The organism is Pseudomonas sp. JQ36 (assembly GCF_053851495.1).
This window is the reverse complement of the sequence record NZ_CM132642.1, coordinates 2,309,564-2,334,442: the sequence shown is the minus strand read 5'-3', so window position 1 is coordinate 2,334,442 and position 24,879 is coordinate 2,309,564. Positions and strand designations below refer to the sequence as shown.

Here is a 24,879-nt window from a genome sequence, read left to right as displayed (position 1 = left end):
ACAGGCGAACGCCGCGCGTTGGCGCAGTGAGCTGAAAAATCAAAAAGGCAAGGACACTCAGGCGAGCGGCGGGGCGCGAGGGTTGGCCGAAGGCCAGGTGAAGCGGGCAGGGAGGTCGGCACTGACGATGGGCGCCAGTGGCGGACTGTGTTGCTCGGGCAGAACCGCGAGGGTCAGGCTGGAGTTGAACGCCGGGCCCATGCCGCCGCCGACCGAGCACAGCGGACAGCCGAACGCCTTGGACAGGGTCGGCAATTGTTCTTCGCTGGGATTGCTGGTCAGCGGCGCTTGAGTGGCCGGGTCGACCGCACAGAACTGGCCGCCGATGCCGTTGAGCTGCATCCCGACCATTTGTCCGTGACCGATGCTGCAGGCGAAGACGTTGAACAGGACGCAGCAATAAAGCATCCAGGCCAGCAGTGAGCGATCGGAACGGGTGAATTTCATGGGGCGGCACTTTACCGTACCGCTGATCGGTCGTGCACTTCAAAAAATGCCGACTAGGATGTTTTGTTCAAATCCCCAGAAAGGATTCTCGACCATGACCTTTGTGTTGGCTCAATGGCTGGTGACGATATTTGCGGCAATCGCCCTGGTACACGTGTATTGGGCGCTGGGTGGGCAGTGGGCGGCGGTGGCGGCGGTACCGCAAGTGCCGGTGCGAGGATTGGTGGCAACGGTGCGACCGGCATTCAAACCGTCAGGCTGGATCACCTTGTTGGTGGCGGCGGCGTTATTGCTGATCGCCGCGCTGGTGTGCATGCGCGTCGGCTGGGGCATGCCGGCGGTGCATCACAAGGCGTTGCAATGGGTGATCAGTGCGATTGCGTTATTGATGTTCGCCCGGGCGATCGGCGATTCGAATCTGGTGGGGTTTTTCAAGGAAGTGAAGGGTTCGCGGTTTGCGCGGCTGGATACCTGGGTGTATTCGCCGCTGTGTCTGGCGTTGGGGGCGGGGTTGTTGGCGGTGGCCTGGGTCTGACCCGGTTCATGTGTTGGCAGTACCGGCCTCTTCGCGAGCAAGCCCGCTCCCACAGGGGAAATGCATTCCAAATGTGGGAGCGGGCTTGCTCGCGAAGAGGCCAGTTCAGACACCCTGGATGTAGAAACTAACTACCACTCTCGGTCCTGCGACTACTCACCTCAGCCGGCACATCATCCCCGGCCATGCGCTTGCGGAACAAAGCCGCCCGCGCCAGCAGCAACGTAGTCACCGGCACGGTGATCGCCAGCAGAATCGGAATCAGCCAGGCATGCATCACCGGCCCGGACTTGAGTGCCGAAAAACAGATGATCGACGCCAGTGCGACACACCACGCGCCCAGCGTCGAGGCCAGCGCCGGTGGGTGCATGCGCTGGAAGTAATCCTTCATACGCAGCAATCCGGTCGCGCCAATCAGCGCAAACACCCCGCTGAGCACCAGCAGGATCGCCACCGGAATCTCCACCCACAGCGACAATTCAGCAGTCATTCGATCACCTCGCCACGCAGCAGGAATTTCGCCAGGGCAAACGAGCCGACGAAGCCGAACAGCGCGATCAGCAGCGCCGCCTCGAAATAAGTGTCACTGGAATAACGAATGCCCAGCGTCAGCATCATCAGCATGGCGACTATGTACAGGTAATCCAGAGCGAGTACCCGATCCTGTGCCGACGGCCCCTTGAACAGACGAATCAAGGTCAGAACCATCGCCAGTGAGAACAGGAACAGCGTCAGCAGAATCGCGTTCGACAGCAGCGGGCTCATTCGAAAATCTCCATCAACGGCTGCTCGTAGGCAGTCTTGAAGTGGTGGATGAAGTGCGCCTCGTCATCCAGATCCCAAACATGCAGCAGCAGGATGCTGCGATCCAGCGCCAGCTCCGACCACACGGTGCCCGGCACCACGGTGCAGATCATCGCCAGCGCCGCCAGACCGTTGGCGTCGCGCAGGTCCAGCGGGACTTTGACGAAGCGCGAGCGCGGCGGGCGGCGACCGGCGTTGAGGACGCCCCAGGCGACGATCAGATTGGAGAGAATCACGTCACGACCGACCATCACCAACAGGCGCAAGATGGTCAGCGGGCGGCGGATACGCACCTGTTTCGGACGCAGCTTGCGCATCATCAATGGTGCGGCGAACCCGAGTATCGCGCCGAGCAGCAGGTTGCCCGGGCTGACGGAGAGGTTCAGCGTCAGCCACAAAACCCACAACGCCAGTGACAGCAACGGTGCCGGAAATACACGCTTCATGGCTGCACCTCCAGCATCGCCGCTTTGGCTTCAGGGCTGGGCACGGCGCGGGTGCCGAGCACCGCCATCACGTATTGCTGCGGGTTGTTCAGCGCGTCGGCGGTGGCCTCGGTGTAACGCAGCAGCGGTTCGGCCTTGAAGGTCAGCGCGATACTCAGCCCCAGCAACAGGAAGATCGGTGCGCATTCGAGCTTGCGCAGCAGCGGCGAAGGACGCTCCTCGGGCGTCCAGAAACGCTGGATGCCCATGCGCGCGAATGCCATCAACGAGGCCAGCCCGGACAGGATCAGCAACGCCAGCAACGCCCATGCAGCGTTTGAGATCGGCGCATCAGTACCCAGCCCCAACGGATTGAGCAGCGCACCGATCAGGTTGAGCTTGCCGATGAATCCGGACAGCGGCGGCATGCCGATGATCAGCAGCGCGCAGGCGATGAAGCTCAGGCCGAGAAACGCCATGGTCCACGGAATGACCTGGCCGACCACGGCTTTCTGTTCATCGTCGAGGTTGATGCCTTTGGGCGGTTGCAGCGATTCCTGCGGACGCGGTAGCAACTCGCTTTCATCCTCCAGCGGGATTTCGTTGGCCGAGCGCGAACGCTCGATCAACTCCGCCAGCAGGAACAGCGCACTCAGTGCCAGGGTCGAGCTGACCAGATAGAACAGCGCCGCGCCGATCAGGTTTGGCTGGGCGAAACCCACCGCCGACAACAAAATCCCGGCTGACACCAGAATGCTCAGGCTGGCCATGCGCTCCAGGCGTTGCGCGGCCAGAATCGCCAGCGCGGCGCAGGCGATGGTCGCCATGCCTCCGTAGATCAGCCAGTCGCCACCGAAGAAGGCCGAGCCCCCGGCCTGCCCGGAAAACAGCAGCGTCCACAGACGCAGCAGGGTGTAGACGCCGACCTTGGTCATGATCGCGAACATCGCCGCCACCGGTGCGCTGGCCGAGGAATAGGCCGGCACCAGCCAGAAATTCAGCGGCCACATGCCGGCCTTGGCCAGGAATGCCACGGCGAGAATCCCCGCGCCGGCGTGCAGCAAGCCCCGGTCGGCTTCCGGCACCAGCGGAATCTTCAGCGCCAGATCGGCCATGTTCAGAGTGCCGGTGACGCCATAGATCAGCGCTGCGCCAATCAGGAACAGCGACGAGGCCAGCAGGTTGATCGAGATGTAATGCAGCCCCGACGATACCCGCGCCCGACCCGAACCGTGCAGCAACAGACCATAAGAGGCCGCGAGCAGCACTTCGAAGAACACGAACAGGTTGAACAGGTCGGCGGTAAGGAACGCGCCGTACAGGCCCATCAACTGAATCTGGAACAGCGCGTGGAAGCTCGATCCCGCGCCGTCCCAGCGCGCCATGGCGAACAGCAGGGCGCTGACGCCGATGATCCCGGTCAACACCAGCATCAATGCCGACAGGCGATCGACCACCAGCACGATGCCGAACGGCGCCTGCCAGTTGCCCGGCAGGTACACGCCGATGGAACCGGGTACACCAGTGGTTTGCGTCCACTGCAGCAGCATCACCGAAATGAACAGGCCGACGAGGCTGGAGAACAGGTTGATTTTCGCCTTCAACGGCCGGTGCTTCTCGCCGAGCATCAACATGATCGCGGCGGTCAGCAGCGGCAGCAGGATCGGTGCGGCGATCAGGTGAGTTATCGCCATCATTCCTTGGGCTCCCGGCCGTCGACGTGGTCAGTACCGGTCAGGCCCCGCGACGCGAGCAACACCACCAGGAACAACGCGGTCATGGCGAAGCTGATGACGATCGCCGTCAGCACCAGGGCCTGCGGCAGTGGATCGGTGTAGTGCAGCAAGTCCTGGGTCACGCCATCCTTGATCACCGGTTCTTTACCGATGAACAGGCTGCCCATGCTGAAGATGAACAGGTTGACCGCGTAGGACAGCAGGCACAGGCCCATGACCACCTGAAACGTCCGTGGCCGCAACACCAGCCAGACGCCGGAGGCGGCGAGCACGCCGATGGCGATTGCGATGACTTCTTCCATCAGACGGCTCCTTTGCTGGCGACGGACTTGGGCAGCGACGCGGTCTTGTGACCCCGCACCGATTGGTGGGCGAGGGCGGTGAGGATCAGCAGCGTCGAGCCGACCACCACGGCGTACACGCCGATATCGAAGAACAGCGCGCTGGCGATATGGATCTCGCCCAGCAGCGGCAAGGCGAAATGCCAGGTGTGGGTGGTCAGGAACGGATAACCGACCGCCATCGCGCCGAGGCCGGTGGCGGTGGCGAACAGCAGCCCGGTGCCCATCCAGCGCAGCGGTCGCAGGCTCATTTGCGCCTCGACCCACTGCGTCCCGGCGACCATGTATTGCAGGATGAACGCTACCGACATCACCAGTCCGGCGACGAAACCTCCGCCCGGCTGGTTGTGGCCGCGCATGAAGAGGTAGCACGACACCACCAGCGCAATCGGCAGCAACAGGCGCACCAGCACCGCCGGCACCATCATGAAGCCGAGCGCGGTGTCGCTGGCGCTGCGCGGGTTGACCAGATCGGTGACCACGTCCGGCGCGAGCAGGCGTTGCTGGGCCGGCAACTGCAGGCTTTCTTTCGGCGGGCGGAAGCGGCGCAGCAGGGCGAACACGGTGAGCGCCACGGCCACCAGCACGGTGATTTCACCGAGGGTGTCGAAGCCGCGGAAGTCCACCAGCATCACGTTGACCACGTTGCTGCCACCGCCCTCGGGCATGGCCCGGCTGAGGTAGAACGAGGAAATGTCGTTGGGCGTCTGCCGCGTCAGCATCGCGTAGGACAGCAGCGCCATGCCGGCACCGACGGCAGTCGACAGCAGCAAGTCGCGCAAGCGCCGCACGCGGGCCTTGCGCAGGCTCGATGGCAGTGGCGAGACTTCTTCGATCCGCCGTGGCAGCCAGCGCAGGCCGAGCAGGATCAGCACCGTGGTCACCACTTCCACCGCCAGTTGCGTCAGGGCCAGATCCGGCGCCGAGAACCAGACGAAGGTCACACAGGTCATCAACCCGCAGACGCTGACCATGGTCAGGGCGGCGAGACGGTGATACTTGGCCTGCCAAGCGGCGCCGAGGGCGCAGGCAATTGCCAGCAGCCACAAGGTGACGAACACGATGGAACCCGGAATCTTCGGCCGGTCGCCCCAGCTCAGGCTGCTGTGCAACATCGGGATCAGGCCGGCGAGCACTGCCGCCAAAACCATCAGGAACAGTTGCATTTGCAGGCGGCGGGTGCCGAGTCGTCGTTCGACCCGACGGGCCATGCGCATCATCAGCACCAGGCTGCGCTCGAACAGGCGCTTGCCGTTGAAGCGGCCCACCAGCGGCGGATATTTGAAGCGACCACGCTTGAGCTGGTTGCGCAGCAGCAGATAGACCACGATGCCGCCGGACATGGCGATCAGACTCATGATCATCGGCGCGTTCAGCCCGTGCCAGATCGCCAGGCTGTATTCCGGCAACGTCCCGCCCACCACCGGCAGCGCGGCGGCTGCGAGCAGCGGGCCGACCACTTGGGCCGGAAAGATCCCCACGACCAGACAGGTGAACACCAGCAGCTCGACCGGCGCACGCATCCAGCGCGGCGGTTCGTGCGGGGTGTGCGGCAGGTCGGTAGCGGTCGGGCCGAAGAACACGTCGACGGTAAAGCGCAGCGAGTACGCGACGCTGAAGGTACCGGCGATGGTCGCGACAATCGGCAACGCTGCTTCGACCCACGCAGTGGCGTTGATGAACACGGTTTCGGCGAAGAACATTTCTTTCGACAGGAAGCCGTTGAGCAGCGGCACGCCGGCCATCGACGCGCTGGCGACCATGGCCAATGTCGCGGTGAACGGAATCAGTTTGATCAGGCCGCTGAGTTTGCGGATGTCACGGGTACCGCTTTCGTGGTCGATGATGCCCGCGGCCATGAACAGCGAGGCCTTGAAGGTCGCGTGGTTGAGAATGTGGAACACCGCGGCAACAGCTGCCAGCGGACTGTTCAGGCCCAGCAAAAGAGTAATCAGTCCGAGGTGGCTGATGGTCGAGTAGGCCAGCAGACCCTTGAGATCGTTCTGGAACATTGCGCAGTAGGCGCCGAGCAACAACGTACACGCACCGGCGCCGCTGACGATGTAAAACCATTCTTCACTGCCGGACAGCGACGGCCACAGGCGCGCAAGCAGGAACACCCCGGCCTTGACCATGGTCGCCGAGTGCAGATAAGCCGAAACCGGGGTGGGCGCCGCCATTGCGTGCGGCAGCCAGAAATGGAAGGGGAACTGCGCGCTTTTGCTGAGGGCGCCGATAAGGATGAGGGGAAGCAGGACAGGGTAGAGGGCATGTGCGCGAATCTGATCGCCGGCGGCCAGGACCTTGTCCAGGTCATAGCTGCCAACGACATGGCCGAGGATCATGACCCCCGCCAGCAGGCATAGTCCCCCGGCACCGGTGACCATCAGCGCCATATAGGCGCCACGTCGGGCATCGGAGCGGTGGTGCCAGTAGCCGATCAACAGGAACGAGAAGAGGCTGGTCAGCTCCCAGAAGAACACGATCTGGATCAGGTTACCGGAGATCACCAGCCCGAGCATGGCGCCCATGAACGCCAGGAAGAAGGCGAAGAAGCGCGGTACCGGATCGTCCGGCGACATGTAATAACGCGCATATAAAGAGACCAGCGCGCCGATGCCCAGCACCAGCAGCGAGAACAGCCAGGCGAAGCCGTCCATGCGCAGGACGAAGTTCAAACCGAGGCTGGGCAGCCACATGAATTCTTCGCGGATCACCCCGCCGTGGGCGATTTGCGGGTACAACAGCGCGACCTGCACGGTGCCGATCAGAGCGACCAGACCCGCCAACAGGGATTCGGTATTACGCGCGTTGTGTGGCAGCACCGCTGCCAGACAGCTGCCAATGAATGGCAGAAGCAGTAGAACTATCAGGGACATAGGCTTCTAATCTGCGGAAGTTTGTGAAGCATCATACGTGCCAGCTCCCTGATTACCAAACCCAAGGATGTCTCAGAATCCTACAAAGTAGTCTGGAATTTTCTGTTTGGCATTGTTTCAGGTAGATGGATATTGATTGGAATGGCCTCATCGCGAGCAGGCTCACTCCTACAGGGAAAACGCATTTCAATTGTAGGAGTGAGCCTGCTCGCGATAGCTACGGTTCAGGCACTAAAGATATCGCGGATTAACCTTGGGTCTCCCGCTCCAGCTCAGCGTCTTCTTCGACAACCTTACCCTTGGTCTTCAGCTCGCTGACAATCACCGCCGCCACGATCAACCCTGCACCCACCAAGGCAATCGCCGGCAAGCGCTCCCCGGCAATCCGCCCGACGATCCCGGCCCACACCGGTTCACCGGCGTAGATCAAGGTCGCCCGGGTCGGCGAAACGCTTTTCTGCGCCCAGTTCATCGCCACCTGAATCGCCGCACTTGCCGCGCCGAGTCCCAGTGCGGTCACCAGCAGCGTCCAGGAAAAATCCGGAAGCGCTTCGCCGGTCGGCACCACCAGCAGAAACGACAGCACCGAGGTCGCCGCCAGTTGCACCACGGTGACCCGGCGTACATCGACTTGACCGGCATAGGTGCTGATCAAAATGATCTCGGCGGCAATCGCGATGGCGCTGATCAGCGTGGCGATTTCGCCGGGGCTGAAGTTCAGCGCAGCCCCGGACGGCCCGGACAACAACATCAACCCGGTAAACGCCAGCATGATGCCAATGCTCGGCATCAACCCTGGTCGACGGCCCAGCACCAGCCATTGCAACAACGGCACGAAGGGCACGTACAGCGCGGTAATGAATGCCGACTGACTGCTCGGGATCGTTTGCAGACCAACCGTCTGCAAGCCGTAACCGAGCATGATCGCCACACCGATGAAGGATCCGGCCTTGAGCTCGAACAGGGTCAGTTCACGCAAGTGGCGCCAGGAGAACAGCGCGACAATGGCGGCCGCAGCGGCAAAGCGCAGGCCGACAAAGAACATCGGGCCGCTGACGGTCATGGCGTGTTGCACCAGCAGGAACGTACCGCCCCAGACCATGGTGATCAGCACCAGCACGCACTCGGCCTTGCTGAAACGGGAGAAGCGAAGAGGCGTGGGGGAGCTGTTCACTGACGTCATGACCTTGCGCACTATAAAAGGCAGGACGCACAATGCGTCCAACGTTGCGCAGTATACTGCCCAACCCCACCGAGTGAGCAATATAGTGCACAAAGATTCCAGCCAACGGGCGTCCGTTCTGCAACACGTCAGCCACAACGTCCGGCGCCTGCGCCACGCCGCTGACATGAGCCAGACCGCGCTGGCCGAAAAGTCCGGTGTCAGTCGGCGCATGCTGGTGGCGATCGAGGCCGGGGAAAAGAACGTCAGCCTGACCACCCTCGACCGCGTCGCCGAAGCGCTCGATGTGGCCTTCAGCGACCTGATCCAGGCCCCCGACGCGCGCGACCCGAGCCGCATCAACGAAGTAGCATGGGCAGGCTCCATTCCCGGAAGCAAAGCGGTGCTGCTGTCCAAGGCCACCGCCACCCGTGAAGTCGAACAGTGGGAATGGTGCCTGCAACCGGGCGAGGTCTATCCGTCGCAACCGGATGCCGATGGCTGGAGCGAGCAGATTTATGTGTTCGAAGGTTGCCTGACGTTAACGGTGGGGGATGTGACCAATATCATTGCGACCGGCGAGTTTTTCATGTTTGCCAGCAACCAGCCGCACGGCTATCGCAATGATGGGCCGGTGGCGGTGCGTTTTGTGCGCAATGTGGTGATTTGAATGCATCAGAGCGCAGACATCCTGATCATCGGCGGTGGCCTCAGTGGCACGATGCTGGCCGTGCAATTGCTGCGACTGCCCGGCCAGCGCCGGATCCTGATCATCGAACCGCGCGCCGAACTCGGTCGCGGTGAAGCTTACAGCGCCGTCGAACTGGGCCATACGCTCAACGGCAATGCAGCGCGCATGAGTGTCGACCCCGATAATCCCGATGACCTGACTCAATGGCTGACCGCGCACATCGCTGCCGGTGGTTGGCTGGAATCTGCCGAGCAGAATGTGCCGGTCAGTGAACTGTTCCCGCCGCGCGGGCTGTTTGGCGTGTATGTGCAGCAGCGCCTGGCCGAGGCGCGCGTCGTTGGTGCGCGGCACGGTTCGACCGTCGAGCACATCTGTGCCGAAGTCGTCGATCTGCAAAGGGAGGCCGATTCGGTGCAAGTGAGTTTGAACGACGGTCGACGGTTGCGCGGCGCCTATGCCGTGCTCGCCACGGGCATGTTCCCCGCCGCGCGCACGCCGCAGAAAGAGTCCAGTGGCCTGAACGCCGCAGCGCTTGATCCGTGGGATGTCACCGCCATGCGTCAGCTCGATCCGCAGTCGACTGTGCTGATCATCGGCTCCGGCCTGACCATGGTCGATGCCGTGGTTTCACTGGAGCAGGCCGGTCATCGCGGGCCGATCGAAGTATTTTCCCGTCACGGACTGTTGCCCCATGTGCGTCGGCAACCGCCGGCGTGGGTGGATTTTCTTGCCGAAGATCAGAGCATTCGCACACCTCGACAGTTGTTGCGCGAGCTGCGCAGGCATTGCCGCGAGGCGATCGCTCAGGGCATCGATTGGCAGGCGCCGCTGGACACGGTGCGGGCCCATATCGGACGGCTGTGGAGTCAGGCGACTGACGTGCAGCGTCGACAATTCGTACGCCATGTGCGGCCGTGGTGGGAGAGTCATCATCACCGGTCGCCGCCGTTGAGTGCGGCGTTCGTTGAGCGCTTGTACCACGAGGGGCGGTTGCGGATTCAGGCGGCGTCGTTCCAGGGGCTAGAGCCGGTGGCGGGCGAGGGTGTGAGCATTCGAATTCGGCGTCGGGGCGAGGCAGAAAGCTGTGTGGTGCAGGGTGCGGCGCTGATCAATTCCAGTGGCATCGAGTACGACTGGCGCCGCGTCGCGCGACCGCTGCCGCAGCAGTTGCTGGCGCGTGGGCTGGTGCGGCCTGGGCCGTTGGCGTTGGGGATTGCAGCGAAGGAGGACGGTGCGGTGCTGGACGCTGAAGGGCAGGCCGGCAGCCGACTGTTCGCGATGGGGCCACCGCTGCGCGGGATGTGGTGGGAGAGCACGGCGGTAACGGATGTGGCGTCGCAGGCCAAGCTGCTGGCGGCGCGGCTGGTGGATTGAAAGCGGGCCGGCTTGCACGGGTCTCTGTAGGAGTGAGCCTGCTCGCGATAGCGGTGGGTCAGTCACATCAGTACTGAAGGGGCTGACGCTATCGCGAGCAGGCTCACTCCTACAGTAGAACGGAGCAGCTCAGTCACCTCGGCAGTGCGTCCATCAGCCAGCGCTGGCGAATCTGCTCCAGGCGCCCGTCGGCGCGCAAGGTATCCAGCGCCTGTTGCCAGCGTTTGACCTGAGCCGGATCGGTCTGCAGCGAAAAGGCGATGTAGGTGTCCTGTTTCATCAGCGACATCTGATACTGCAAGCGTCCCGGTTCCATGCCTTGGGTGCGGGCCAGGGCGGCGGTGGACAGGGTGTCGGAGACCACGAAATCCGTCCGGCCCAGGCTGAACAGACGCATCATCTGTTCCGGGGTTTCGACGCCATCGAGGTTGTTCAGGTTTTGCCGTTGCAGGTAGCTGTAGATCAGCCATTTGCGCGGCACGCTGATGCGCCCGGCCTGATCCGCCTGTTGCAGGTTTTTTACCGGCGGCTGGTTGTTGGCACGGGCGTAGAGGGCGGTTTCGACTTCAATCAGCGGCCCGACCCATTGATAGCGCTCATCGCGCTCATCGGTACGCAGGACAGTGAACACACCGGTGCTGGCTGTTTCGCTGGCGGTGCGCAAGGCACGCAGCAAGGGCACCTGCTGCAGGTCGATCCGGTCGCCGGTCTGTTCCGCGAGCGCCCGCACTACGTCCACGCCATACCCCACCAGATGATCGCCTTGCTGGAAATGCAGGGGCGGGTGATTGTCGGTGAGCAGTTGCAGATCGGCCGCATCGGCCGCCAAGGTCAGGAGTGACAGCAGGCACGCGGCAATCCGTTTCATGAATCGTCCCTGAAAAATTGATCGCGAAGCTTAGTACGGGCCGAGGGTGGCTGTCGTGAGGAATGTACGGGGCTTTGGCGTCAGAAACCAAGGCGGATTGGCAGAGCCGGCGTACGCAGAAACATTGTGGTGTGCCTGGTATTTGTGGCTGGCACACAACCTGTGGGAGCGAGCCTGCTCGCGAAAACGGTGGATCAGTCACCATTTGAAGTGGCTGACCTGGCCTATTCGCGAGCGGCTCGCTCCCACTTTGGTTTTGTTGTGCCTGCATGGGTGGCTGGCACAGGGGGATGGGTGGCTGGAGGGTTACGCCACCACGCGATAGCACGGCACATACGCCGCGCCGCCCGGCAGTTTCATCCGGTGCTGGGCGACGAAGGCTTTGAGCAGCGCATCGAGCGGTTGCATGATCGCCGCGTCACCACGGATCTGGTACGGCCCGTGTTCTTCGATCAAACGGATGCCCTTGTCCTTGACGTTGCCGGCGACGATCCCGGAGAACGCGCGGCGCAGGTTGGCGGCCAGTTCGTGGGGCGGCTGGTCGCGGTGCAGCTTGAGGTTGGCCATGTTCTCGTGGGTCGGATCGAACGGGCGCTGGAAGCTTTCGTCGATCTTCAGCAGCCAGTTGAAGTGGAACGCGTCGTTGCGCTCGCGGCGGAACTGCTTCACCGCTTTGAGGCCGGCGGTCATCTGCCGCGCGACTTCGGCCGGGTCGTCGATGATGATCTCGTAGTGCTGCTTCGCCGCATCGCCGAGGGTGGCGGTGACGAAGGCATCGAGTTGTTCCAGATACGGCGCGGCATGTTTCGGCCCGGTCAGGATCACCGGGAACGGCAGGCCGGCGTTGTCCGGGTGCATCAGGATACCCAGCAGGTACAGGAACTCTTCGGCGGTACCGGCGCCGCCCGGGAAGATGATGATGCCGTGGCCGACACGCACGAACGCTTCCAGACGTTTTTCGATGTCCGGCAGGATCACCAGTTCGTTGACGATCGGGTTCGGCGCTTCGGCGGCGATGATGCCCGGCTCGGTCAGGCCGAGGTAGCGCCCGCCGTGAATGCGCTGTTTGGCGTGGGCGATGGTCGCGCCCTTCATCGGGCCTTTCATCACGCCGGGGCCGCAACCGGTGCAGATGTCGAGGCTGCGCAGGCCCAGTTCGTGGCCGACTTTCTTGGTGTATTTGTATTCTTCGGTGTTGATCGAGTGACCGCCCCAGCACACGACGATTTTCGGCTCCACACCCGGACGCAGGGTGCGCGCGTTGCGCAGCAGGTGGAACACGTAGTCGCTGATGCCTTGCGAGGTGCTGAGGTCGATGCGTTGGCTGTCGAGTTCGTTTTCGGTGTAGACGATGTCGCGCAGGGCGCTGAACAGCATCTCGCGGGTGCTGGCGATCATTTCGCCGTCGACGAAGGCGTCGGCCGGAGCGTTCAGCAGCTCAAGGCGCACACCGCGATCCTGCTGGTGAATACGGATTTCGAAGTCCTTGTAGGCTTCAAGGATGGTCTTGGCATTGTCGACATGCGCGCCGGTGTTGAGGATGGCCAGGGCGCACTGGCGGAAGAGGGTGTAGGTGCTGCCGGATCCGGCTTCGCTCAGTTGCTGAACTTCACGTTGAGAAAGGGTTTCCAGGCTGCCTTTCGGGCTGACCGAGGCGTTGATTACGTGTCGTTGGGTCATGCAATGATCCTTAAAACGATGTCATTCCAATGAAAGCAAATGGCATCCGAATAGTGTGTATCCATGAATGAAGATGGCACGATCTGCGCTGTACCGCCATGTCCCCGTTGGACGCTGAAAAGATGAAAAGGGCCCCCAGCATAGCTAAATCGCAGAGAGAGGCGATAATGCGCAGCGAGTTTTTTCCGTTGCCCTTTTTATCGCTCAAGGAAGTCATGCCTGATGTTCGAGATCCAGCCGATGGACCCAGCAACGTTTCGCCAGCAGACGCGCCGCAGCACGCTGATCATTACCGTGCTGTTCCTGGTGCTGGCAATGGCACTGTCGACGGCGGCGGTGGCGCTGTTCGGCGAGCCCGGCGGCGATAATTTGCGGTTCAATGTCGGTGGGGTGTTCGTCGCGTTTCTGCTGACGGCGGCGCTGTTGCGCGGGCAGTTCTGGCAGCAGTCGTGGATGGCTCCGGCGGTCTATAGCTGGCGGCTCAAGCGCAGCCTGATGAGCGTGACCAACGTGATGCATCAGGTGACCGCTGCGGTGGAACAGAACGATCCGACGGCGATGAAGGTCTTGCGCTTCTATCATCTGGGGCTGACCCAGATGCACGAACTGGACGGCAACTCCAGCGATCACGCGCAATTGCACCGGGAAGTCGAAGCGCACAAGGCGCGGATGCAGGCGTTGGGTCTGGAGATCGACCAGAAACGCCTGGATCCGGCCTGGCTGCAAACCTTGAAACCTGCCGCGCGTTAAAACGGAATACGGCTGGCGCGGCGCAGTTTCCACGCACGGATCAGGCGTGCATAAACCAGCAGGTTGATCGCCAGCACCACGCTGCCCAGCGCCAACTGGATCTGCGGCGTCAGCCCGGCGGGGTAGATGATCGGCCAGATGTAGTGCTCGATGAAGCCGCCGGCGTATTCGGTCTGCCCGGCGGCGTGGCGCATCAGGTTTTCCCAGTAGGTCAGCGGACAGGTCAGGTGCAACACTTCGACTGCCACGCCCCATGCGGCGGCTGGCAGATGCAGCCACATCACGCGTGGCCATTTGAGCACCAGCAGCCCGCCGAACAGCACGAACAGAATGAAGCACAGATGAAACAGCACCAGCCCGTCGGCTGCGATTCGGTACAGCATGTCGTCTCCCTGACACGGTTGTGAAGGCCTCCATGGTACGCCGACAGCGACGCCGGGGCGCTGCGATTTAGCGCAAGTGCGCAAGATTGTTCAAGCCGCCAAGGGGCATTTGCTGGCAGAGTCTGCGACCGTTTCCTCGGTTGAAGAGCGTTATGTCTGACTCACTTATGCCGCGCCGTGCGTTTCTTCGCGGCGCTGCGGCGATCATGCCGTTATCACTGGCGACGGCGCCGTGGGGGCTGCTGGCCGGCTCCATGGCGATCGAGGCCAATCTCACGCCGTTGCAGGGGCAGGGCCTGTCGAGCATCGTGTTCGCAGGGGCCGCGCAACTGGTGGCGATCGGCATGCTCAAGGGCGGTGCCGGGATTTTCTCGATCCTGCTGACCACGCTGCTGCTGACCTCGCAGCATTTGTTGTACGGGATGAGCATGCGCTCGGTGATCGCGCCGCTGCCCGGGCGCTGGCGTATCGGCCTGGGCTTTTTGCTCACCGATGAACTGTTCGCCCTGACCAGCCAGCATGATCGTCAGCAGTTCAATCGCTGGTACGCCTTGGGCGTCGGCCTGACGTTCTATGTCGCCTGGAACCTGTTCACCCTGGCCGGCATTGTCTTGGGCAGCAGCATTCCGGGACTCGAGCACCTGGGGCTGGACTTCTCGATTGCCGCCACTTTCATCGCGTTGATCACCCCGGTGGTGCGTAACGTGCCGACCGTGGTTTGCGTGGCGGTGTCGCTGTTCTGCTCGGTGCTGTTCAGTTATTGGCAGTGGGGCTCGGCACTGGTGCTGTCGGGGCTGGCCGGGATGACCGCAGGATTTGTCTGCAACAAGCTGTATCGGGGGCACACATGATGGTCTGGGCAGTGATTTTCGGCATGGGAATTCTGGTGTTCCTCAACCGTTACGTGTTTCTCGAACCGCGCCTGCCGCTGCGTTTGAGCAGCAATGCACGGCAGTTTCTCGGGTTCGCCGTACCGGGCATGCTCACGGCGATCTGCGGGCCGATCGTGTTCATGCCGGACAAACAGCTGAATTTGCAGTGGGATAATCCGTATTTGCTCAGTTCGTTGGTGGCAATCGGGCTGGTGCTGTACACCCGCAATACCTTGCTCAGCATGCTCTTGAGCATGGCGTTTTTCTTTTTGTTGCGCTGGTGGCTGTAAGTTGGCGGGAAAAAACTGTTCTACGCTTGTTGGATGACTAGTTGCGACAAAGCGAGGTGCACATGACGACCGAGCAACAGCGTGCGGATGAAGATGAAGAAGTAGACGAGCCCAGCGAAGAAGAAATCGAGCGTGAGAAACGCAAGGAACAGACGTGGAAGCACGACGATGGCAAGGAGCTCACCGGGCCTGACGTGAAACTCTGAGAGCCATCTGCAAGAAGCCCCGCAATAGCGGGGCTGCTTTTTTTCAGAGGTCTTCCAGGTGCGGGAAGTCCGGGTGTGATGCCCGATAGCCCAGGGTCTTGTCGAGCCACGCATTGAGTTCGTTGACCATCACCGGTGGGTGCCCGGGATAGCTCTCGAGGGTCGTGCGCAAGACGCGTTCGATGTCCGGCACCGAACGCAGGTTTCGGGTCTTGATGTAGTGGCCGATAAAACAGTCGAGTTGAAAGCGTTCTGTCATGGACAGATAAATACACTCCAGGCCGTTGGCCTGTTTGATTGCAAAATCGTCGCGCAACTTAGTTCTCTGCAAGGCTTGGTAAAAGTTGTAGGGGATTCCTGGTTTTGCTGACTCTTTGGTCAACTGGTATGCCAAATGGAAATGCGGCGCGCATGCTATCCGTAGTGCATCTAAATGTATGTATGACGGTTGAAATGTCAGACAGGCGGTTAGTTCGCTCAAACGACTGTTTTTTTCGGGCTGTCTCAACAATGAAACAACAGCTGTAAAGATCATGCGTCACCTGTGATCAGCTGTAATCACCTGTAGGAGCTGCCGAAGGCTGCGATCTTTTGATCTTTTTTTCAAAGCAAGATCAAAGGATCGCAGCCTTCGGCAGCTCCTACAGGGTAAACGCGTGAGATCACGGATCTTTAAGCCACTGCATCAATCAGCCCGGCACCCTGATTGCGCGAATTACCGATAGCTGTGCCGACTTTGTGCCAGGCAAATGCCTCACTGGCTTCACCTTCGAACAGCAGCATTTGCTCCGCGCGCTCCACAGGTGTTGCCGGATCAAGCCATTCGGCAGCCAGTTCCGCACGAAAGACCACCGGTCGGCGATCATGAATATCGAGCATGCCCCCGATGCTGTCGGCGGTGATGATCACGAATCCATCGTCGTCCCGACCATCGCTGCCGGGTGTCGGAAACTGTCCGATGGCCGCACAGAAAACCGGCCCGTGATCGGCACGACGGATCAGCCACGGCTGTCGGGTTTTGTCCGGGCCGTCGACCCATTCGAACCAGTTGTCGACCGGCACGATCAGCCGATGACGCCAGATCGCCCGAAAGAACGGCCCATGGGCGACTTTCTCCACGCGCGCGTTGATCGGCGCCGCGCGGTCTTTGGCCCAGTGCGGGCGCCAGCCCCAGCGCAGGTTGTCGGCATACAGCTGTTGATCATGTTGATGAAGGACTGCGATTGAAGTGGTCGGCGCCGCGTTGTAGCGTTCCAGCGCGGCGTCGCCGACGTGATTGATCAGCGCATCGGGAATGCTCAGCACCGCGACAAAGTCGTGAATGCCGCGGTACTGCGAGAGTCTTCCGCACATGCGCCGAATCTCCGGTTGGACGCTTTCAGCATAGTTGGCTCTGGCCAATCAATCCTGCGCCTCCTGACCGGTGAACGTGTCGCGCCAGACCAGCCAGCGGCGCTCCAGCACCGCGAGCAGGCCGTCGCTGAGTTTGCCGAGCACGGCGAGCACGATGATCGCCGCCAGCACGATGTCCGGCCGTGAGGTTTCGCGGCCGTCGCTGAGCAGATAACCCAGGCCCTTGGTCGCGGCGATCAGCTCGGCGGCCACCAGAAACATCCACGCCAGACTCATGCCGCTGCGCAGCCCGGTGAACAGGCCGGGCAGGGCGGCGGGCAACAGAATGCGCCGCACCAGTTGCAGGCGGCTGAAGCCATAGATGCGCCCGACCTCGACCAATTTGCGATCGATGTTGCGAATCGCCGCGACCACGTTGACGTACACCGGAAAGAACGCACCGATGGCGATCAGCACGATCTTCGAGGTTTCATCGATGCCCAGCCACAGCAGCAACAGCGGCACCCAGGCCAGACTCGGAATCGAACGCAGCGCGGCGAACGTCGGTTCCAGATACGCCTCGGCCTCGCGGCTCAAACCGACCCAGGCGGCGAATACCAGCGCCAGGCTGGCGCCAATCGCAAAACCGAGCAACACCCGCAGCAGGCTGGCGCCGATGTGTTTCCACAGCGCGCCTTCGGCGAGGTCGGTGAGGGTCAGGGCGATCTCGCTGGGCGCCGGCATTTGATAGGACGGCAGCCAGCCTAGACGCACGATGAATTCCAGGACGACCACGATCAGCAGTGGCAGGGCCAGACCTTTCAGGCGTCGGCGCCATGTCGGGTTGAGGGATGAAAGGCGCGGTCTCGACAAGCTGCGAGGCGGCGCGGGCAGTTCGTTACTGCGAGTGGTCATACGCGGGCTCCGCTCACAGCGAATCCGCGTCGGGCGCGGATGGGCTGTGAGTCTGGTCGATTACTGGCGGGCGACGGCTTGCTGCACTCCGCTGTCGAGCAACTGATCGATGACTTGATCGACATTCACTCCACGCCGCACCAGTTCCTCCGAGACCAGAATCGGTGCCGCCGCCTTCGAAGCCTGCACATCGTTGGCGGTCAGTTGCGGACTGCTCAGGTCGGTGCGCGACAATTGCAGTTTGGCCACGTCCAGCGGCAGACCGGATTCCTTGGCAAGCAGCGCGGCGAACTCGTCGGGATTTTTCTGCGCCCAGTCCCGCGCCTGCTCGTAGGCTTTGATCACGGTGTCGATGGTTTGCGGATGTTCCTTGGCGTACTGCTCGGTGACGCTGACCACGCCGTAGCTGTTGAACGACGGGTTGCGATACAGCAGACGTGAACCGGCTTGCACCTGGCTGGCGGCCATGTGCGGATCGAGTCCGGCCCAGGCGTCGACATCGCCTTTTTCCAGTGCGGTGCGACCGTCCGGATGTTGCAGGTGCACCAGTTCCACGTCGTCTTTCTTCAACCCGGCCTGTTGCAGGCTGCGCAGGGTGAACAGGTACGGATCGGTGCCTTTTGTGGCGGCGATCTTCTTGCCCTTGAGGTCGGCGACGCTCTGGTACGGCGAATCCTTGCGCACCACCAGCGCGGTCCATTCGGCGCGGCTGTAAACGTATACCGATTTGATCGGGCTGCCGTTGGCGCGGCTCAGCACTGCAGCGAGGCTGGCGCTGGAGGCGAAATCGACGCCGCCACTGTTCAGGTATTCCAGCGAACGGTTACTGCCCTGGCTCAGCACCCAACTGATTTTGGTTTGTGGCAGGGCCTTTTCTAGAAAACCAAAATGCTTGAGCACCAAGCTCACCGGTGAGTAGTAGGCGTAATCCAGATGGACTTCCGCAGGTGGCGCTTCGGCGGCCTGGGCTAGAGGTTGCAGGCTCAACGCCATGGCGCTGGCGAGCAGCAGCGTTTTGAGGCGAGTAAAGGGTAAGAACGATGTCATGGGGCGCTCCGGCAAAGGCTCTGGTTGTTATGTCAAAAAATATATTTTTATCGACGGAATCCTGCATGAATGGAATATTGCAGGCTCTGTGCCATGTGCTTCTCGACCCATGTTTACTGGGTTTTCGCCGGTTTTAGCGCCTTTGAACTGTTGCTTGGGCAACATTGTGGCAAGGCACTGTTGCGCAGCGGACAGTGAGCATTCCGAGCGCTGAGCTTATGCATTTATCGAATTTAAAATCGGTTTATCAACAGCGTTATGGTCTATGCAAAATCCCTTCGCAGGACCTTCCATGAAGCTCTCCCGTTTGCTCCGCAACACACTGATGACTGCCTTGTTCGCCGCTCCGTTTGCCTACGCTACGGAGCCGTTGGTTCTGCACATCGGTGATCAGAACTACTACAACATCCGCGCCTCGATCGAAGCGTCCGGCGTGTTGAAAGACGCGCCTTACAGCGTCGACTGGAAGCACTTCCAGGCCGCCGCGCCACTGGCCGAGGCGTTGCAGACCGGCTCGCTGGATCTGGGCTTTCTCGGCGATTCGGGTTTTCTGTTTCTCGCCGCCAAACAGGCGTCAGTCAAACTGATCGGGGTGTCGCGGCAGAATCCGGACACCATCGCCTTGCTGGTGCCGAAGGATTCGCCGGTGAAAACCATCGCTGATCTGAAGGGCAAGAAAGTCGCCTACTGGCCCGGCGCCTGGAGCCAGCAGTTGACCTTGCGCGCCCTGGAGCAGGGCGGTCTGCCGGAAAACTACGTCGATTTCGTCAAACTGATGCCGATTGATGCGGCGGCGGCATTGCCACAGGGCAGCATCGACGCCTTCCCGGTATGGGAACCGTACATTTCCCAGCAAATCGTGTTCTCCGGTGCGCGGCCGATTCTCACCGCGAAAAACCTGATGCCGGGCCTCAGCGCGATTGCCGCGTCGGCGCCGTCGATCGACAGCAAGCGTGCAGCGATTGCCGATTTTCTCGGGCGTTTGAAACAGGCGCGGGCCTGGGTCGACAGCCACACCGACGAATACGCGGACCTGTGGGCCAAGAAAGCCAATCTCGATCAGCAGGTTTCACGGCACTGGTTGCGTCAGGCGCACATGACTGTCGGGCCGGTGGATCAGCAGGCGGCGGTCGACCTGCAAGGCACCGCGGACTTCCTGTTCAAGGTCAAGGCACTGCCGGCGCCGCTGGCCACCGCCGGGGTCATCGATACCTCGTTTCAACAGGCACTGGCTGACTGAGCGAGCGCCGGAACCAAAGCCTGTGTACCCTATCCAGACCTGGCTCGCGAAGCCGGGCGCAGGGATGGATCAGGGCGAGGGAGTTTTGCCGGACGACAACAGGGCCGCAACGGTCAGGCGCAAGGCAAAACATGAAATACGCGTTCAATCTTCTCTGTGCAGCGGCCATCGCGCTTGGGCTGGCCGGCTGCATTGCCGCGCCGATCGAAATGACCGCGCAAACCGAAACCCGGCTCAAGGCTCAGGCGCCGGTGCGTTTTCTGCTGACCTTCGATGACGGCCCCAGCGCCTCGAGTTTCTGGAATCCGTCGGCGACGGTGCTTGACAGCCTCAAGGTCAACCCGGTGCAGCCGGACATCAAAGCGGTGTTCTTCGTCCAGACCCGTGCGCCACGCGCCGGCAACAGTGACATCGGTCGCGGCATCATGCGGCGCGAGCATGCCGAAGGGCACATCCTCGGATTCCACACCGCCACCCATTGGCACACCAACCATCGCTCGCTCGATCCGCAAGAACTCGAGCAGTCGTTGAGCAATGGCACGGCGGATATCGCCGTGATCACCGGAGCTGCGCCGATCCTGCTGCGTCCGCCATTCTGGAATTACGACAAGCGCACCTTCGCCGCGTATCAGCAGCATGGCTTGCACGTGTTGTTGACTGATCTGAGCGCCAACGACGGCAAGATCTGGGGCTTCAATGCCAGTCCCCGACGTCGGGCGAATATGCTGCGCCAGCTATCGGAAGTCCGCGAGCGCATTGCCCTCGGCGAATTTCCGACTGTGGACGGAGTGATTCCGGTGGTGGTGACCTTTCATGATCTCAACCGCTACACCGCGCGGCATACCCGCGAGTACCTGCAGATCCTGCTCGACAGCGCCGCCGCCACGGGCGTGAGACTGGCCGACAAACCCTTCTACGATGATCCCGCGGCGCTGCAGAAAGCGGCGCTGGCGCGCACGGTTCAGCAGAGTTCGGAGCCGGTGCAGTTGCCGGGGATGTGGAACTGGATTTGGGATCATGACGACCACTGAGGCCGCGCTGGAAATGTGATCGGGTTGGCACTTGCCGGGGCGGCAGATTATTGATCGCTCATCTATGCTGAATCGGTCGACCGACTCATCGCCTGCGAGGCGTGCGCCCATGCTAGCCATTGCCGACATCTGCCGGATTGTCGAATCCGGCTTTCCGTCGCTTGAATGCGAATGCACACAAGTGGAGCAGGGGCTGCTGCGGATCAAGGTGTACGAGCCGCAGTCCGGGCGAGTCGAGTTGTTGCTCAATGGTGTGTCGCCGGAACATCTGGTGACGATCCGCGATATTTCCAACTTCATCGGTGAATTGCGCACGGAAATGAGCGCCGGGCGCCGGGCATTCGCCGGCTGATTCCTTACAATCGCCGCTGAAATGCCTGCACGATGCGCAAGGTCGCGTCGCTGGTGGGCAGATTCTGCACCGCGTCCAGCGGATGCCAGATGCATTCGATGATCTCGTTTTGCGGACGCAACTGCTCAAGGTCGAGCACCGAGGCCTCATAGACATGATGCTGGGTGCTGCCGCTTTGCAGTTCCATCAGATACAACATCTGCTCGGCATCCAGTGCCGTTTCTTCCTGCAGCTCGCGCGTCGCCGCCCCGGCTTTGGTTTCCCCAGGCTCGACCTTGCCGCCGGGCAATGTCCAGCGGCAGCGGGGTTTGCGCACCAGGAGAACGTGTCGATCCTGCTCGCAAATAACGGTGGCGCGTACTTTCATCTGTTACCTGTTTACTGCCTGTCACATAAATGAAATAAAACTGCAATATTCGAGCCGGGCCCGGATTCAAAGGTTCCCTTGAGGTTTTGAGTGTTTGGCGTGGCTGAAAGTGCCAGAGCCTTGGCGCCTCGCGATGGCGACATCCGGTCGGCACAACTGCGGCATCCGGGTGTAAGTTAAAAAGGCAGAGCTGAATCCATTGTCAGCAAAAAGGAGGTGCCCATGAGCATTCCGGTCTTGAACAAAATGCACATGAACGGCTACGACGTACTCAGCGTGAACAACGGCCCATGGCGGGTTTGTACTCAAGGCGACCGGCTTGCGTCGTTTGGTAGCAGAGAGGAAGCGCTGGCCTATGCCGCTGCGTTGCCGGGTTACAGAAAACGCTCGGTGCGAGCGCGAAGTCACACTGCAAGTTGAAGCAAATGTAACGAAAGAGCCCCGGTGATTACCGGGGCTTTTGTTGAGGGCAGGGGGTGGTATCAGTGGACCTTTGTCCGGCTGATGGAGCGCGTCTTCACTTCCTTGGCATACAGCTGCAGGCGTTCTTCATCACTTTGCAGCACCTCGCAGGACCTGAGTACCGCCTGGGCATCCGCTTCATTGCCGCTCTTGCGCAGCTGTTCGGCGATGCGTTTGAGGTCGACCGCCGACCATCTCAGATCCGATGCAACGGCTTGCAGGTCGCGCTGAAGTTCGTGTTCGTATTCATTGAGCCGCATGATCACCTCCGGAACATTCTCGGTAGAACAGAGTAGTCGCATTTTTCTTCGGTGATGTGCAGCTCGTCTGCCACCGAGCTGCATGCCTGTAAATATTTGTCCAATCTGCCTTGTGGGCGACGTGCCGCGCTGGATGTACGCCCGGTTACACGTTACATTCGCGTTTTTTCAGATCAGGGAAACACCATGCGGATATGGATCGGGAGTTTGGCGTTGGCATTGCTGGCGGGTTGCTCATTGCCAGCATCGCTGGTGCCGGGCGAGCCAAATCTCAGCAAAACCACCACCAAAGCGCCTAAAGACTATGCCGCGTGCTTGTTGCCGTTGTGGCAGCAGGACGTTCCGAAGACCACGCAGACGTCCATTTCCAACGGCTACCGGATCAAGGCGCCGAGCCTCGTCACCGCCGACGAGATCCTCGACATCATCAAATACAAGGACGGCAGCCGGGTTTCTCTGTATCAGGGGCCGCCATGGGCCAAGTCCGGGTCGTTGCGCAAATCGGTGCGTGACTGCCTGTAAAACCCAGCCTCAGCAACAAAAGTCAGCCGTAAAAAAAGCAGAAACCGGATCAATGGTTTCTGTTTTTTTTTTGCTTTGCGAAATGCGCTGTGACAGATCGGCGCGAGGCGTATTTCAGTGTGCGCTAGGCTTTTGAGTGTCGCCCGGTAACCGGAGGGGCATGCCTTTCAAGGAGCCACGGATCATGGATGATCTGGTCAAAGAAGTTATTCCGTTGTTGCAGTATCTGATTCCCGGATTTGTTTCTACCTGGATTTTCTACACGCTCACTTCATTCAAGCGGCCTGATACGTTTGGGCAGATTGTGCAGGCGTTGATTTTCACGTTTGTGATTCATGGGGTGGTTTTGGGGATCGGGGCTATTGGTCTATGGGTAGGCTCGAAAGGCTTTTCTGTCGGAAAGTGGGATGGCAAAGCCCAGGCTGTGTGGGCGTTCATGGTTTCCATGGGGCTCGGCTTGTTGTCGTGTGCTCTGGCCTCGAATGACAAACTGCACAAATGGTTACGAAGTAAAAATGTAACGAATAAAAACTCATACCCCAGCGAGTGGTACAGCACCTTTGCCCGGCACAATCGCCTGGTAACGCTGCATTTGATGGATGAAAGGCGATTATTCGGCTGGCCCGTCGAGTGGCCTTCAGGCCCTCTGGAAGGACAGTTCATCATGCTGAATCCAGGCTGGCTGGGGGAGGATGGCGTGGCGTTGCCTTTTGGCGCCGAACTATTGGTGATAGATTCCTCGAAAGTTCAGTGGGTCGAATTCAGTTCTGTCGAAGAGGTTTCATCATGAGCGCAAAAGAGCCTACTCCCATGCCGCCTGGCGTCAGGCGCCTCTTTTATGGCCCGGACGGCAAGCTGCTGGCCAAGCCCCTTGTCAAAGGGCCAAGTGCGCCGCCACCGCTAAGGCGCCAGTACCGGGATTGACTGAACGCCGCTCATCAAGCGGCGTTTCGTTGTGTCTGGCATTTGTGGGATCACCGGTCAGAGCGTATCCACCAACCAGTCCCTGAACGCTTTCAGTGACGGCAACGCCTCATTACGCGGCGGATACACCAGGTAATAGCTGCGCCGGCTGGTGATCGGCTTCCCCAGTTGCAGCAGCTCGCCGTTAAGCAATTCATCCTCCACCAGAATCCGCGGCACCAGACCCACGCCAATATTCGCTCGCACCGCCTGAATCAGGTGCGAGGTCATTTCAAAGCTCGGGCCGATGCGCATGCTGCGGTGTGGCAAACCATGATGCGTGAACCATTCCGCCCAGGCCTGGGCATTGCTGCTGACATTGAGCAGTAACTGCCCGGCGATGTGCTGTTCCGCTTCATCGCGTTCGGCCAACGACAATTGCGCACTGGCAATCACCACCAGTTCTTCAGTGTGCAGGGGCAGGGCGCTCAGGCCCGGCCAGTCCCCCGCACCGACACAGATCGCCGCATCGATTTCGCTGGTGTCGAAGTCGATCGCTTCGATACGCGAATGCAAGTGCACGGTCATGCCCGGGTGCGCGGTGTAGAAGTCCTTGAGTCGCGGCAGCAGCCATTTCGAGCCGAAGGTCGGCAGCGTCGCCAGACGCAAACTGTGAATGCCGGAACCGAACGCCATGGCCTGCAGGGTCGCGCTACGGATCTGCCCGAGGGCTTCAGCGAGTTCGCGCTGATACATGCGCCCGACATCGGTGAGCACCACTTGCCGGCCTTCGCGGCTGAACAGGCGCATGCCGAGCATCTTTTCCAGAATCTGCACCTGACGACTGACCGCGCTTTGCGTCAGCGACAGTTCGTGGGCGGCGCGGGTGTAGCTTTCATGGCGTGCGGCGGCCTCGAAGGCCAGCAACAGCGACATGGAAGGGGTGAGGGTTCGCGGATTCATTCGTTTTAGTCATGGATTGCGGGTCGATTTTACGTTTGTCCC

The 24,879-nt window shown here is 61.0% G+C and carries 31 protein-coding genes; 13 read left to right on the top strand and 18 right to left on the bottom strand.

The window, feature by feature from the left end:
- Window positions 1–57: 57 nt before the first annotated feature.
- A complete protein-coding gene (locus tag ACS4NR_RS10235) occupies window positions 58–447 on the bottom strand; it encodes a DUF2946 domain-containing protein (RefSeq protein ID WP_456019972.1) in 390 nt (129 codons plus the stop codon).
- Between the two features lie 94 nt (window positions 448–541).
- Here ACS4NR_RS10235 and ACS4NR_RS10230 point away from each other — a divergent pair, with 94 nt between their 5' ends.
- Window positions 542–982, top strand: coding sequence for a DUF3995 domain-containing protein (locus ACS4NR_RS10230; RefSeq protein ID WP_456019971.1), 441 nt, complete (start codon window positions 542–544; stop codon window positions 980–982).
- 127 nt (window positions 983–1,109) lie between these two features.
- Here the strand turns inward: ACS4NR_RS10230 and ACS4NR_RS10225 are convergent, their stop codons facing one another.
- The 7 genes from ACS4NR_RS10225 to ACS4NR_RS10195 all read right to left on the bottom strand — a co-directional run bounded on the left by ACS4NR_RS10225 (window position 1,110) and on the right by ACS4NR_RS10195 (window position 8,350).
- The gene (locus ACS4NR_RS10225; protein ID WP_095136490.1) at window positions 1,110–1,472 is read right to left on the bottom strand and encodes a Na+/H+ antiporter subunit G; all 363 of its coding nucleotides are present in this window, start codon (window positions 1,470–1,472) and stop codon (window positions 1,110–1,112) included.
- Window positions 1,469–1,747, bottom strand: coding sequence for a K+/H+ antiporter subunit F (locus ACS4NR_RS10220; RefSeq protein WP_003225959.1), 279 nt, complete (start codon window positions 1,745–1,747; stop codon window positions 1,469–1,471). Before ACS4NR_RS10220 ends, ACS4NR_RS10225 begins: the two co-directional genes overlap by 4 nt.
- The gene (locus ACS4NR_RS10215) at window positions 1,744–2,232 is read right to left on the bottom strand and encodes a Na+/H+ antiporter subunit E (RefSeq protein WP_095136489.1); all 489 of its coding nucleotides are present in this window, start codon (window positions 2,230–2,232) and stop codon (window positions 1,744–1,746) included. The genes ACS4NR_RS10220 and ACS4NR_RS10215 overlap by 4 nt, the downstream gene beginning before the upstream one ends.
- The gene (locus ACS4NR_RS10210) at window positions 2,229–3,908 is read right to left on the bottom strand and encodes a monovalent cation/H+ antiporter subunit D (RefSeq protein WP_456019969.1); all 1,680 of its coding nucleotides are present in this window, start codon (window positions 3,906–3,908) and stop codon (window positions 2,229–2,231) included. Before ACS4NR_RS10210 ends, ACS4NR_RS10215 begins: the two co-directional genes overlap by 4 nt.
- On the bottom strand, window positions 3,905–4,249 hold the full coding sequence (locus ACS4NR_RS10205; protein WP_003225953.1) for a Na+/H+ antiporter subunit C: 345 nt from the start codon (window positions 4,247–4,249) through the stop codon (window positions 3,905–3,907). The genes ACS4NR_RS10210 and ACS4NR_RS10205 overlap by 4 nt, the downstream gene beginning before the upstream one ends.
- Window positions 4,249–7,167: a monovalent cation/H+ antiporter subunit A gene (locus tag ACS4NR_RS10200; protein ID WP_456019967.1), complete on the bottom strand. Its 2,919-nt coding sequence runs from the start codon at window positions 7,165–7,167 to the stop codon at window positions 4,249–4,251. Before ACS4NR_RS10200 ends, ACS4NR_RS10205 begins: the two co-directional genes overlap by 1 nt.
- A gap of 247 nt (window positions 7,168–7,414) precedes the next feature.
- Window positions 7,415–8,350 carry a DMT family transporter gene (locus tag ACS4NR_RS10195; protein ID WP_095136486.1) on the bottom strand — a complete coding sequence of 312 codons (936 nt, stop codon included), beginning with the start codon at window positions 8,348–8,350 and terminating at the stop codon, window positions 7,415–7,417.
- Window positions 8,351–8,435: 85 nt separating this feature from the next.
- Between ACS4NR_RS10195 and ACS4NR_RS10190 the strand changes: the two genes are divergently transcribed.
- Both ACS4NR_RS10190 and ACS4NR_RS10185 read left to right on the top strand, forming a co-directional pair.
- Window positions 8,436–8,999 carry a helix-turn-helix domain-containing protein gene (locus ACS4NR_RS10190; RefSeq protein ID WP_456019965.1) on the top strand — a complete coding sequence of 188 codons (564 nt, stop codon included), beginning with the start codon at window positions 8,436–8,438 and terminating at the stop codon, window positions 8,997–8,999.
- Window positions 9,000–10,394 (top strand): FAD/NAD(P)-binding protein, encoded by a 1,395-nt coding sequence (locus ACS4NR_RS10185; RefSeq protein ID WP_456019964.1) that lies wholly within the window; start codon window positions 9,000–9,002, stop codon window positions 10,392–10,394.
- Window positions 10,395–10,527: 133 nt separating this feature from the next.
- On the opposite strand, the gene ACS4NR_RS10180 is transcribed toward ACS4NR_RS10185, so the two are convergent.
- On the bottom strand, window positions 10,528–11,262 hold the full coding sequence (locus ACS4NR_RS10180) for a substrate-binding periplasmic protein (RefSeq protein WP_456019962.1): 735 nt from the start codon (window positions 11,260–11,262) through the stop codon (window positions 10,528–10,530).
- A 306-nt stretch (window positions 11,263–11,568) separates the two neighbouring features.
- The gene (gene ppnN / locus ACS4NR_RS10175; protein WP_027612974.1) at window positions 11,569–12,942 is read right to left on the bottom strand and encodes a nucleotide 5'-monophosphate nucleosidase PpnN; all 1,374 of its coding nucleotides are present in this window, start codon (window positions 12,940–12,942) and stop codon (window positions 11,569–11,571) included.
- Between the two features lie 222 nt (window positions 12,943–13,164).
- Between ppnN and ACS4NR_RS10170 the strand changes: the two genes are divergently transcribed.
- A complete protein-coding gene (locus tag ACS4NR_RS10170; RefSeq protein WP_456019960.1) occupies window positions 13,165–13,692 on the top strand; it encodes a DUF3087 domain-containing protein in 528 nt (175 codons plus the stop codon).
- Here ACS4NR_RS10170 and ACS4NR_RS10165 read toward each other — a convergent pair.
- Window positions 13,689–14,075 (bottom strand): DUF2784 domain-containing protein, encoded by a 387-nt coding sequence (locus ACS4NR_RS10165; protein ID WP_166497411.1) that lies wholly within the window; start codon window positions 14,073–14,075, stop codon window positions 13,689–13,691. The two genes, ACS4NR_RS10170 and ACS4NR_RS10165, sit on opposite strands and share 4 nt — an antisense overlap.
- 152 nt (window positions 14,076–14,227) lie before the next feature.
- Here ACS4NR_RS10165 and ACS4NR_RS10160 point away from each other — a divergent pair, with 152 nt between their 5' ends.
- The 3 genes from ACS4NR_RS10160 to ACS4NR_RS10150 all read left to right on the top strand — a co-directional run bounded on the left by ACS4NR_RS10160 (window position 14,228) and on the right by ACS4NR_RS10150 (window position 15,443).
- Window positions 14,228–14,926, top strand: a complete 699-nt coding sequence (locus tag ACS4NR_RS10160; RefSeq protein ID WP_456019958.1) for an AzlC family ABC transporter permease — start codon at window positions 14,228–14,230, stop codon at window positions 14,924–14,926.
- A complete protein-coding gene (locus tag ACS4NR_RS10155) occupies window positions 14,926–15,237 on the top strand; it encodes an AzlD domain-containing protein (protein ID WP_166497451.1) in 312 nt (103 codons plus the stop codon). Before ACS4NR_RS10160 ends, ACS4NR_RS10155 begins: the two co-directional genes overlap by 1 nt.
- Window positions 15,238–15,299: 62 nt before the next feature.
- Complete coding sequence (locus ACS4NR_RS10150; RefSeq protein WP_166497409.1) at window positions 15,300–15,443, top strand: hypothetical protein; 144 nt, start codon at window positions 15,300–15,302, stop codon at window positions 15,441–15,443.
- Window positions 15,444–15,486: 43 nt separating this feature from the next.
- Here ACS4NR_RS10150 and ACS4NR_RS10145 read toward each other — a convergent pair whose 3' ends face one another.
- The 4 genes from ACS4NR_RS10145 to ACS4NR_RS10130 all read right to left on the bottom strand — a co-directional run bounded on the left by ACS4NR_RS10145 (window position 15,487) and on the right by ACS4NR_RS10130 (window position 18,737).
- Window positions 15,487–15,759, bottom strand: a complete 273-nt coding sequence (locus ACS4NR_RS10145; RefSeq protein WP_204896064.1) for a hypothetical protein — start codon at window positions 15,757–15,759, stop codon at window positions 15,487–15,489.
- Between the two features lie 356 nt (window positions 15,760–16,115).
- Complete coding sequence (locus tag ACS4NR_RS10140) at window positions 16,116–16,796, bottom strand: SOS response-associated peptidase (RefSeq protein WP_456019956.1); 681 nt, start codon at window positions 16,794–16,796, stop codon at window positions 16,116–16,118.
- Window positions 16,797–16,844: 48 nt separating this feature from the next.
- Window positions 16,845–17,690: an ABC transporter permease gene (locus ACS4NR_RS10135; protein ID WP_456019955.1), complete on the bottom strand. Its 846-nt coding sequence runs from the start codon at window positions 17,688–17,690 to the stop codon at window positions 16,845–16,847.
- Between the two features lie 60 nt (window positions 17,691–17,750).
- Window positions 17,751–18,737 carry an aliphatic sulfonate ABC transporter substrate-binding protein gene (locus ACS4NR_RS10130; protein WP_456019953.1) on the bottom strand — a complete coding sequence of 329 codons (987 nt, stop codon included), beginning with the start codon at window positions 18,735–18,737 and terminating at the stop codon, window positions 17,751–17,753.
- A gap of 292 nt (window positions 18,738–19,029) precedes the next feature.
- On the opposite strand from ACS4NR_RS10130, the gene ACS4NR_RS10125 reads away from it, so the two are divergent.
- The 3 genes from ACS4NR_RS10125 (at window position 19,030) to ACS4NR_RS10115 (ending at window position 21,360) form a co-directional block, all read left to right on the top strand.
- Entirely contained in the window at window positions 19,030–19,977 is a 948-nt protein-coding gene (locus tag ACS4NR_RS10125) for an ABC transporter substrate-binding protein (RefSeq protein WP_456019952.1), read from the top strand.
- A gap of 131 nt (window positions 19,978–20,108) precedes the next feature.
- Window positions 20,109–21,008, top strand: coding sequence for a polysaccharide deacetylase family protein (locus ACS4NR_RS10120; RefSeq protein WP_456019951.1), 900 nt, complete (start codon window positions 20,109–20,111; stop codon window positions 21,006–21,008).
- A gap of 109 nt (window positions 21,009–21,117) precedes the next feature.
- The gene (locus ACS4NR_RS10115) at window positions 21,118–21,360 is read left to right on the top strand and encodes a DUF1652 domain-containing protein (protein ID WP_095136473.1); all 243 of its coding nucleotides are present in this window, start codon (window positions 21,118–21,120) and stop codon (window positions 21,358–21,360) included.
- Window positions 21,361–21,364: 4 nt separating this feature from the next.
- On the opposite strand, the gene ACS4NR_RS10110 is transcribed toward ACS4NR_RS10115, so the two are convergent.
- Window positions 21,365–21,727, bottom strand: coding sequence for an NUDIX hydrolase (locus ACS4NR_RS10110; protein ID WP_145596853.1), 363 nt, complete (start codon window positions 21,725–21,727; stop codon window positions 21,365–21,367).
- Window positions 21,728–21,949: 222 nt separating this feature from the next.
- Between ACS4NR_RS10110 and ACS4NR_RS10105 the strand changes: the two genes are divergently transcribed.
- Complete coding sequence (locus tag ACS4NR_RS10105) at window positions 21,950–22,147, top strand: DUF2188 domain-containing protein (RefSeq protein WP_096796397.1); 198 nt, start codon at window positions 21,950–21,952, stop codon at window positions 22,145–22,147.
- Window positions 22,148–22,209: 62 nt separating this feature from the next.
- Here ACS4NR_RS10105 and ACS4NR_RS10100 read toward each other — a convergent pair whose 3' ends face one another.
- Entirely contained in the window at window positions 22,210–22,449 is a 240-nt protein-coding gene (locus tag ACS4NR_RS10100; RefSeq protein WP_095136471.1) for a hypothetical protein, read from the bottom strand.
- A 186-nt stretch (window positions 22,450–22,635) separates the two neighbouring features.
- Here ACS4NR_RS10100 and ACS4NR_RS10095 point away from each other — a divergent pair, with 186 nt between their 5' ends.
- Window positions 22,636–22,971: a hypothetical protein gene (locus tag ACS4NR_RS10095; RefSeq protein WP_047598287.1), complete on the top strand. Its 336-nt coding sequence runs from the start codon at window positions 22,636–22,638 to the stop codon at window positions 22,969–22,971.
- A 184-nt stretch (window positions 22,972–23,155) separates the two neighbouring features.
- Window positions 23,156–23,761 (top strand): DUF6338 family protein, encoded by a 606-nt coding sequence (locus tag ACS4NR_RS10090; protein WP_456019949.1) that lies wholly within the window; start codon window positions 23,156–23,158, stop codon window positions 23,759–23,761.
- A 191-nt stretch (window positions 23,762–23,952) separates the two neighbouring features.
- Here ACS4NR_RS10090 and ACS4NR_RS10085 read toward each other — a convergent pair whose 3' ends face one another.
- Entirely contained in the window at window positions 23,953–24,837 is an 885-nt protein-coding gene (locus ACS4NR_RS10085; RefSeq protein ID WP_115984990.1) for a LysR substrate-binding domain-containing protein, read from the bottom strand.
- Window positions 24,838–24,879 lie beyond the last annotated feature (42 nt).

Coding starts and splice junctions, on each gene's coding strand:
- ACS4NR_RS10235 (WP_456019972.1), bottom strand. CDS start 447: ATGAAATTCACCCGTTCCGATCGCTCACTGCTGGCCTGGATGCTTTAT.
- ACS4NR_RS10230 (WP_456019971.1), top strand. CDS start 542: ATGACCTTTGTGTTGGCTCAATGGCTGGTGACGATATTTGCGGCAATC.
- ACS4NR_RS10225 (WP_095136490.1), bottom strand. CDS start 1,472: ATGACTGCTGAATTGTCGCTGTGGGTGGAGATTCCGGTGGCGATCCTG.
- ACS4NR_RS10220 (WP_003225959.1), bottom strand. CDS start 1,747: ATGAGCCCGCTGCTGTCGAACGCGATTCTGCTGACGCTGTTCCTGTTC.
- ACS4NR_RS10215 (WP_095136489.1), bottom strand. CDS start 2,232: ATGAAGCGTGTATTTCCGGCACCGTTGCTGTCACTGGCGTTGTGGGTT.
- ACS4NR_RS10210 (WP_456019969.1), bottom strand. CDS start 3,908: ATGATGGCGATAACTCACCTGATCGCCGCACCGATCCTGCTGCCGCTG.
- ACS4NR_RS10205 (WP_003225953.1), bottom strand. CDS start 4,249: ATGGAAGAAGTCATCGCAATCGCCATCGGCGTGCTCGCCGCCTCCGGC.
- ACS4NR_RS10200 (WP_456019967.1), bottom strand. CDS start 7,167: ATGTCCCTGATAGTTCTACTGCTTCTGCCATTCATTGGCAGCTGTCTG.
- ACS4NR_RS10195 (WP_095136486.1), bottom strand. CDS start 8,350: ATGACGTCAGTGAACAGCTCCCCCACGCCTCTTCGCTTCTCCCGTTTC.
- ACS4NR_RS10185 (WP_456019964.1), top strand. CDS start 9,000: ATGCATCAGAGCGCAGACATCCTGATCATCGGCGGTGGCCTCAGTGGC.
- ACS4NR_RS10180 (WP_456019962.1), bottom strand. CDS start 11,262: ATGAAACGGATTGCCGCGTGCCTGCTGTCACTCCTGACCTTGGCGGCC.
- ppnN (WP_027612974.1), bottom strand. CDS start 12,942: ATGACCCAACGACACGTAATCAACGCCTCGGTCAGCCCGAAAGGCAGC.
- ACS4NR_RS10170 (WP_456019960.1), top strand. CDS start 13,165: ATGTTCGAGATCCAGCCGATGGACCCAGCAACGTTTCGCCAGCAGACG.
- ACS4NR_RS10165 (WP_166497411.1), bottom strand. CDS start 14,075: ATGCTGTACCGAATCGCAGCCGACGGGCTGGTGCTGTTTCATCTGTGC.
- ACS4NR_RS10160 (WP_456019958.1), top strand. CDS start 14,228: ATGTCTGACTCACTTATGCCGCGCCGTGCGTTTCTTCGCGGCGCTGCG.
- ACS4NR_RS10155 (WP_166497451.1), top strand. CDS start 14,926: ATGGTCTGGGCAGTGATTTTCGGCATGGGAATTCTGGTGTTCCTCAAC.
- ACS4NR_RS10150 (WP_166497409.1), top strand. CDS start 15,300: ATGACGACCGAGCAACAGCGTGCGGATGAAGATGAAGAAGTAGACGAG.
- ACS4NR_RS10140 (WP_456019956.1), bottom strand. CDS start 16,796: ATGTGCGGAAGACTCTCGCAGTACCGCGGCATTCACGACTTTGTCGCG.
- ACS4NR_RS10135 (WP_456019955.1), bottom strand. CDS start 17,690: ATGACCACTCGCAGTAACGAACTGCCCGCGCCGCCTCGCAGCTTGTCG.
- ACS4NR_RS10130 (WP_456019953.1), bottom strand. CDS start 18,737: ATGACATCGTTCTTACCCTTTACTCGCCTCAAAACGCTGCTGCTCGCC.
- ACS4NR_RS10125 (WP_456019952.1), top strand. CDS start 19,030: ATGAAGCTCTCCCGTTTGCTCCGCAACACACTGATGACTGCCTTGTTC.
- ACS4NR_RS10120 (WP_456019951.1), top strand. CDS start 20,109: ATGAAATACGCGTTCAATCTTCTCTGTGCAGCGGCCATCGCGCTTGGG.
- ACS4NR_RS10115 (WP_095136473.1), top strand. CDS start 21,118: ATGCTAGCCATTGCCGACATCTGCCGGATTGTCGAATCCGGCTTTCCG.
- ACS4NR_RS10110 (WP_145596853.1), bottom strand. CDS start 21,727: ATGAAAGTACGCGCCACCGTTATTTGCGAGCAGGATCGACACGTTCTC.
- ACS4NR_RS10105 (WP_096796397.1), top strand. CDS start 21,950: ATGAGCATTCCGGTCTTGAACAAAATGCACATGAACGGCTACGACGTA.
- ACS4NR_RS10100 (WP_095136471.1), bottom strand. CDS start 22,449: ATGCGGCTCAATGAATACGAACACGAACTTCAGCGCGACCTGCAAGCC.
- ACS4NR_RS10095 (WP_047598287.1), top strand. CDS start 22,636: ATGCGGATATGGATCGGGAGTTTGGCGTTGGCATTGCTGGCGGGTTGC.
- ACS4NR_RS10090 (WP_456019949.1), top strand. CDS start 23,156: ATGGATGATCTGGTCAAAGAAGTTATTCCGTTGTTGCAGTATCTGATT.
- ACS4NR_RS10085 (WP_115984990.1), bottom strand. CDS start 24,837: ATGAATCCGCGAACCCTCACCCCTTCCATGTCGCTGTTGCTGGCCTTC.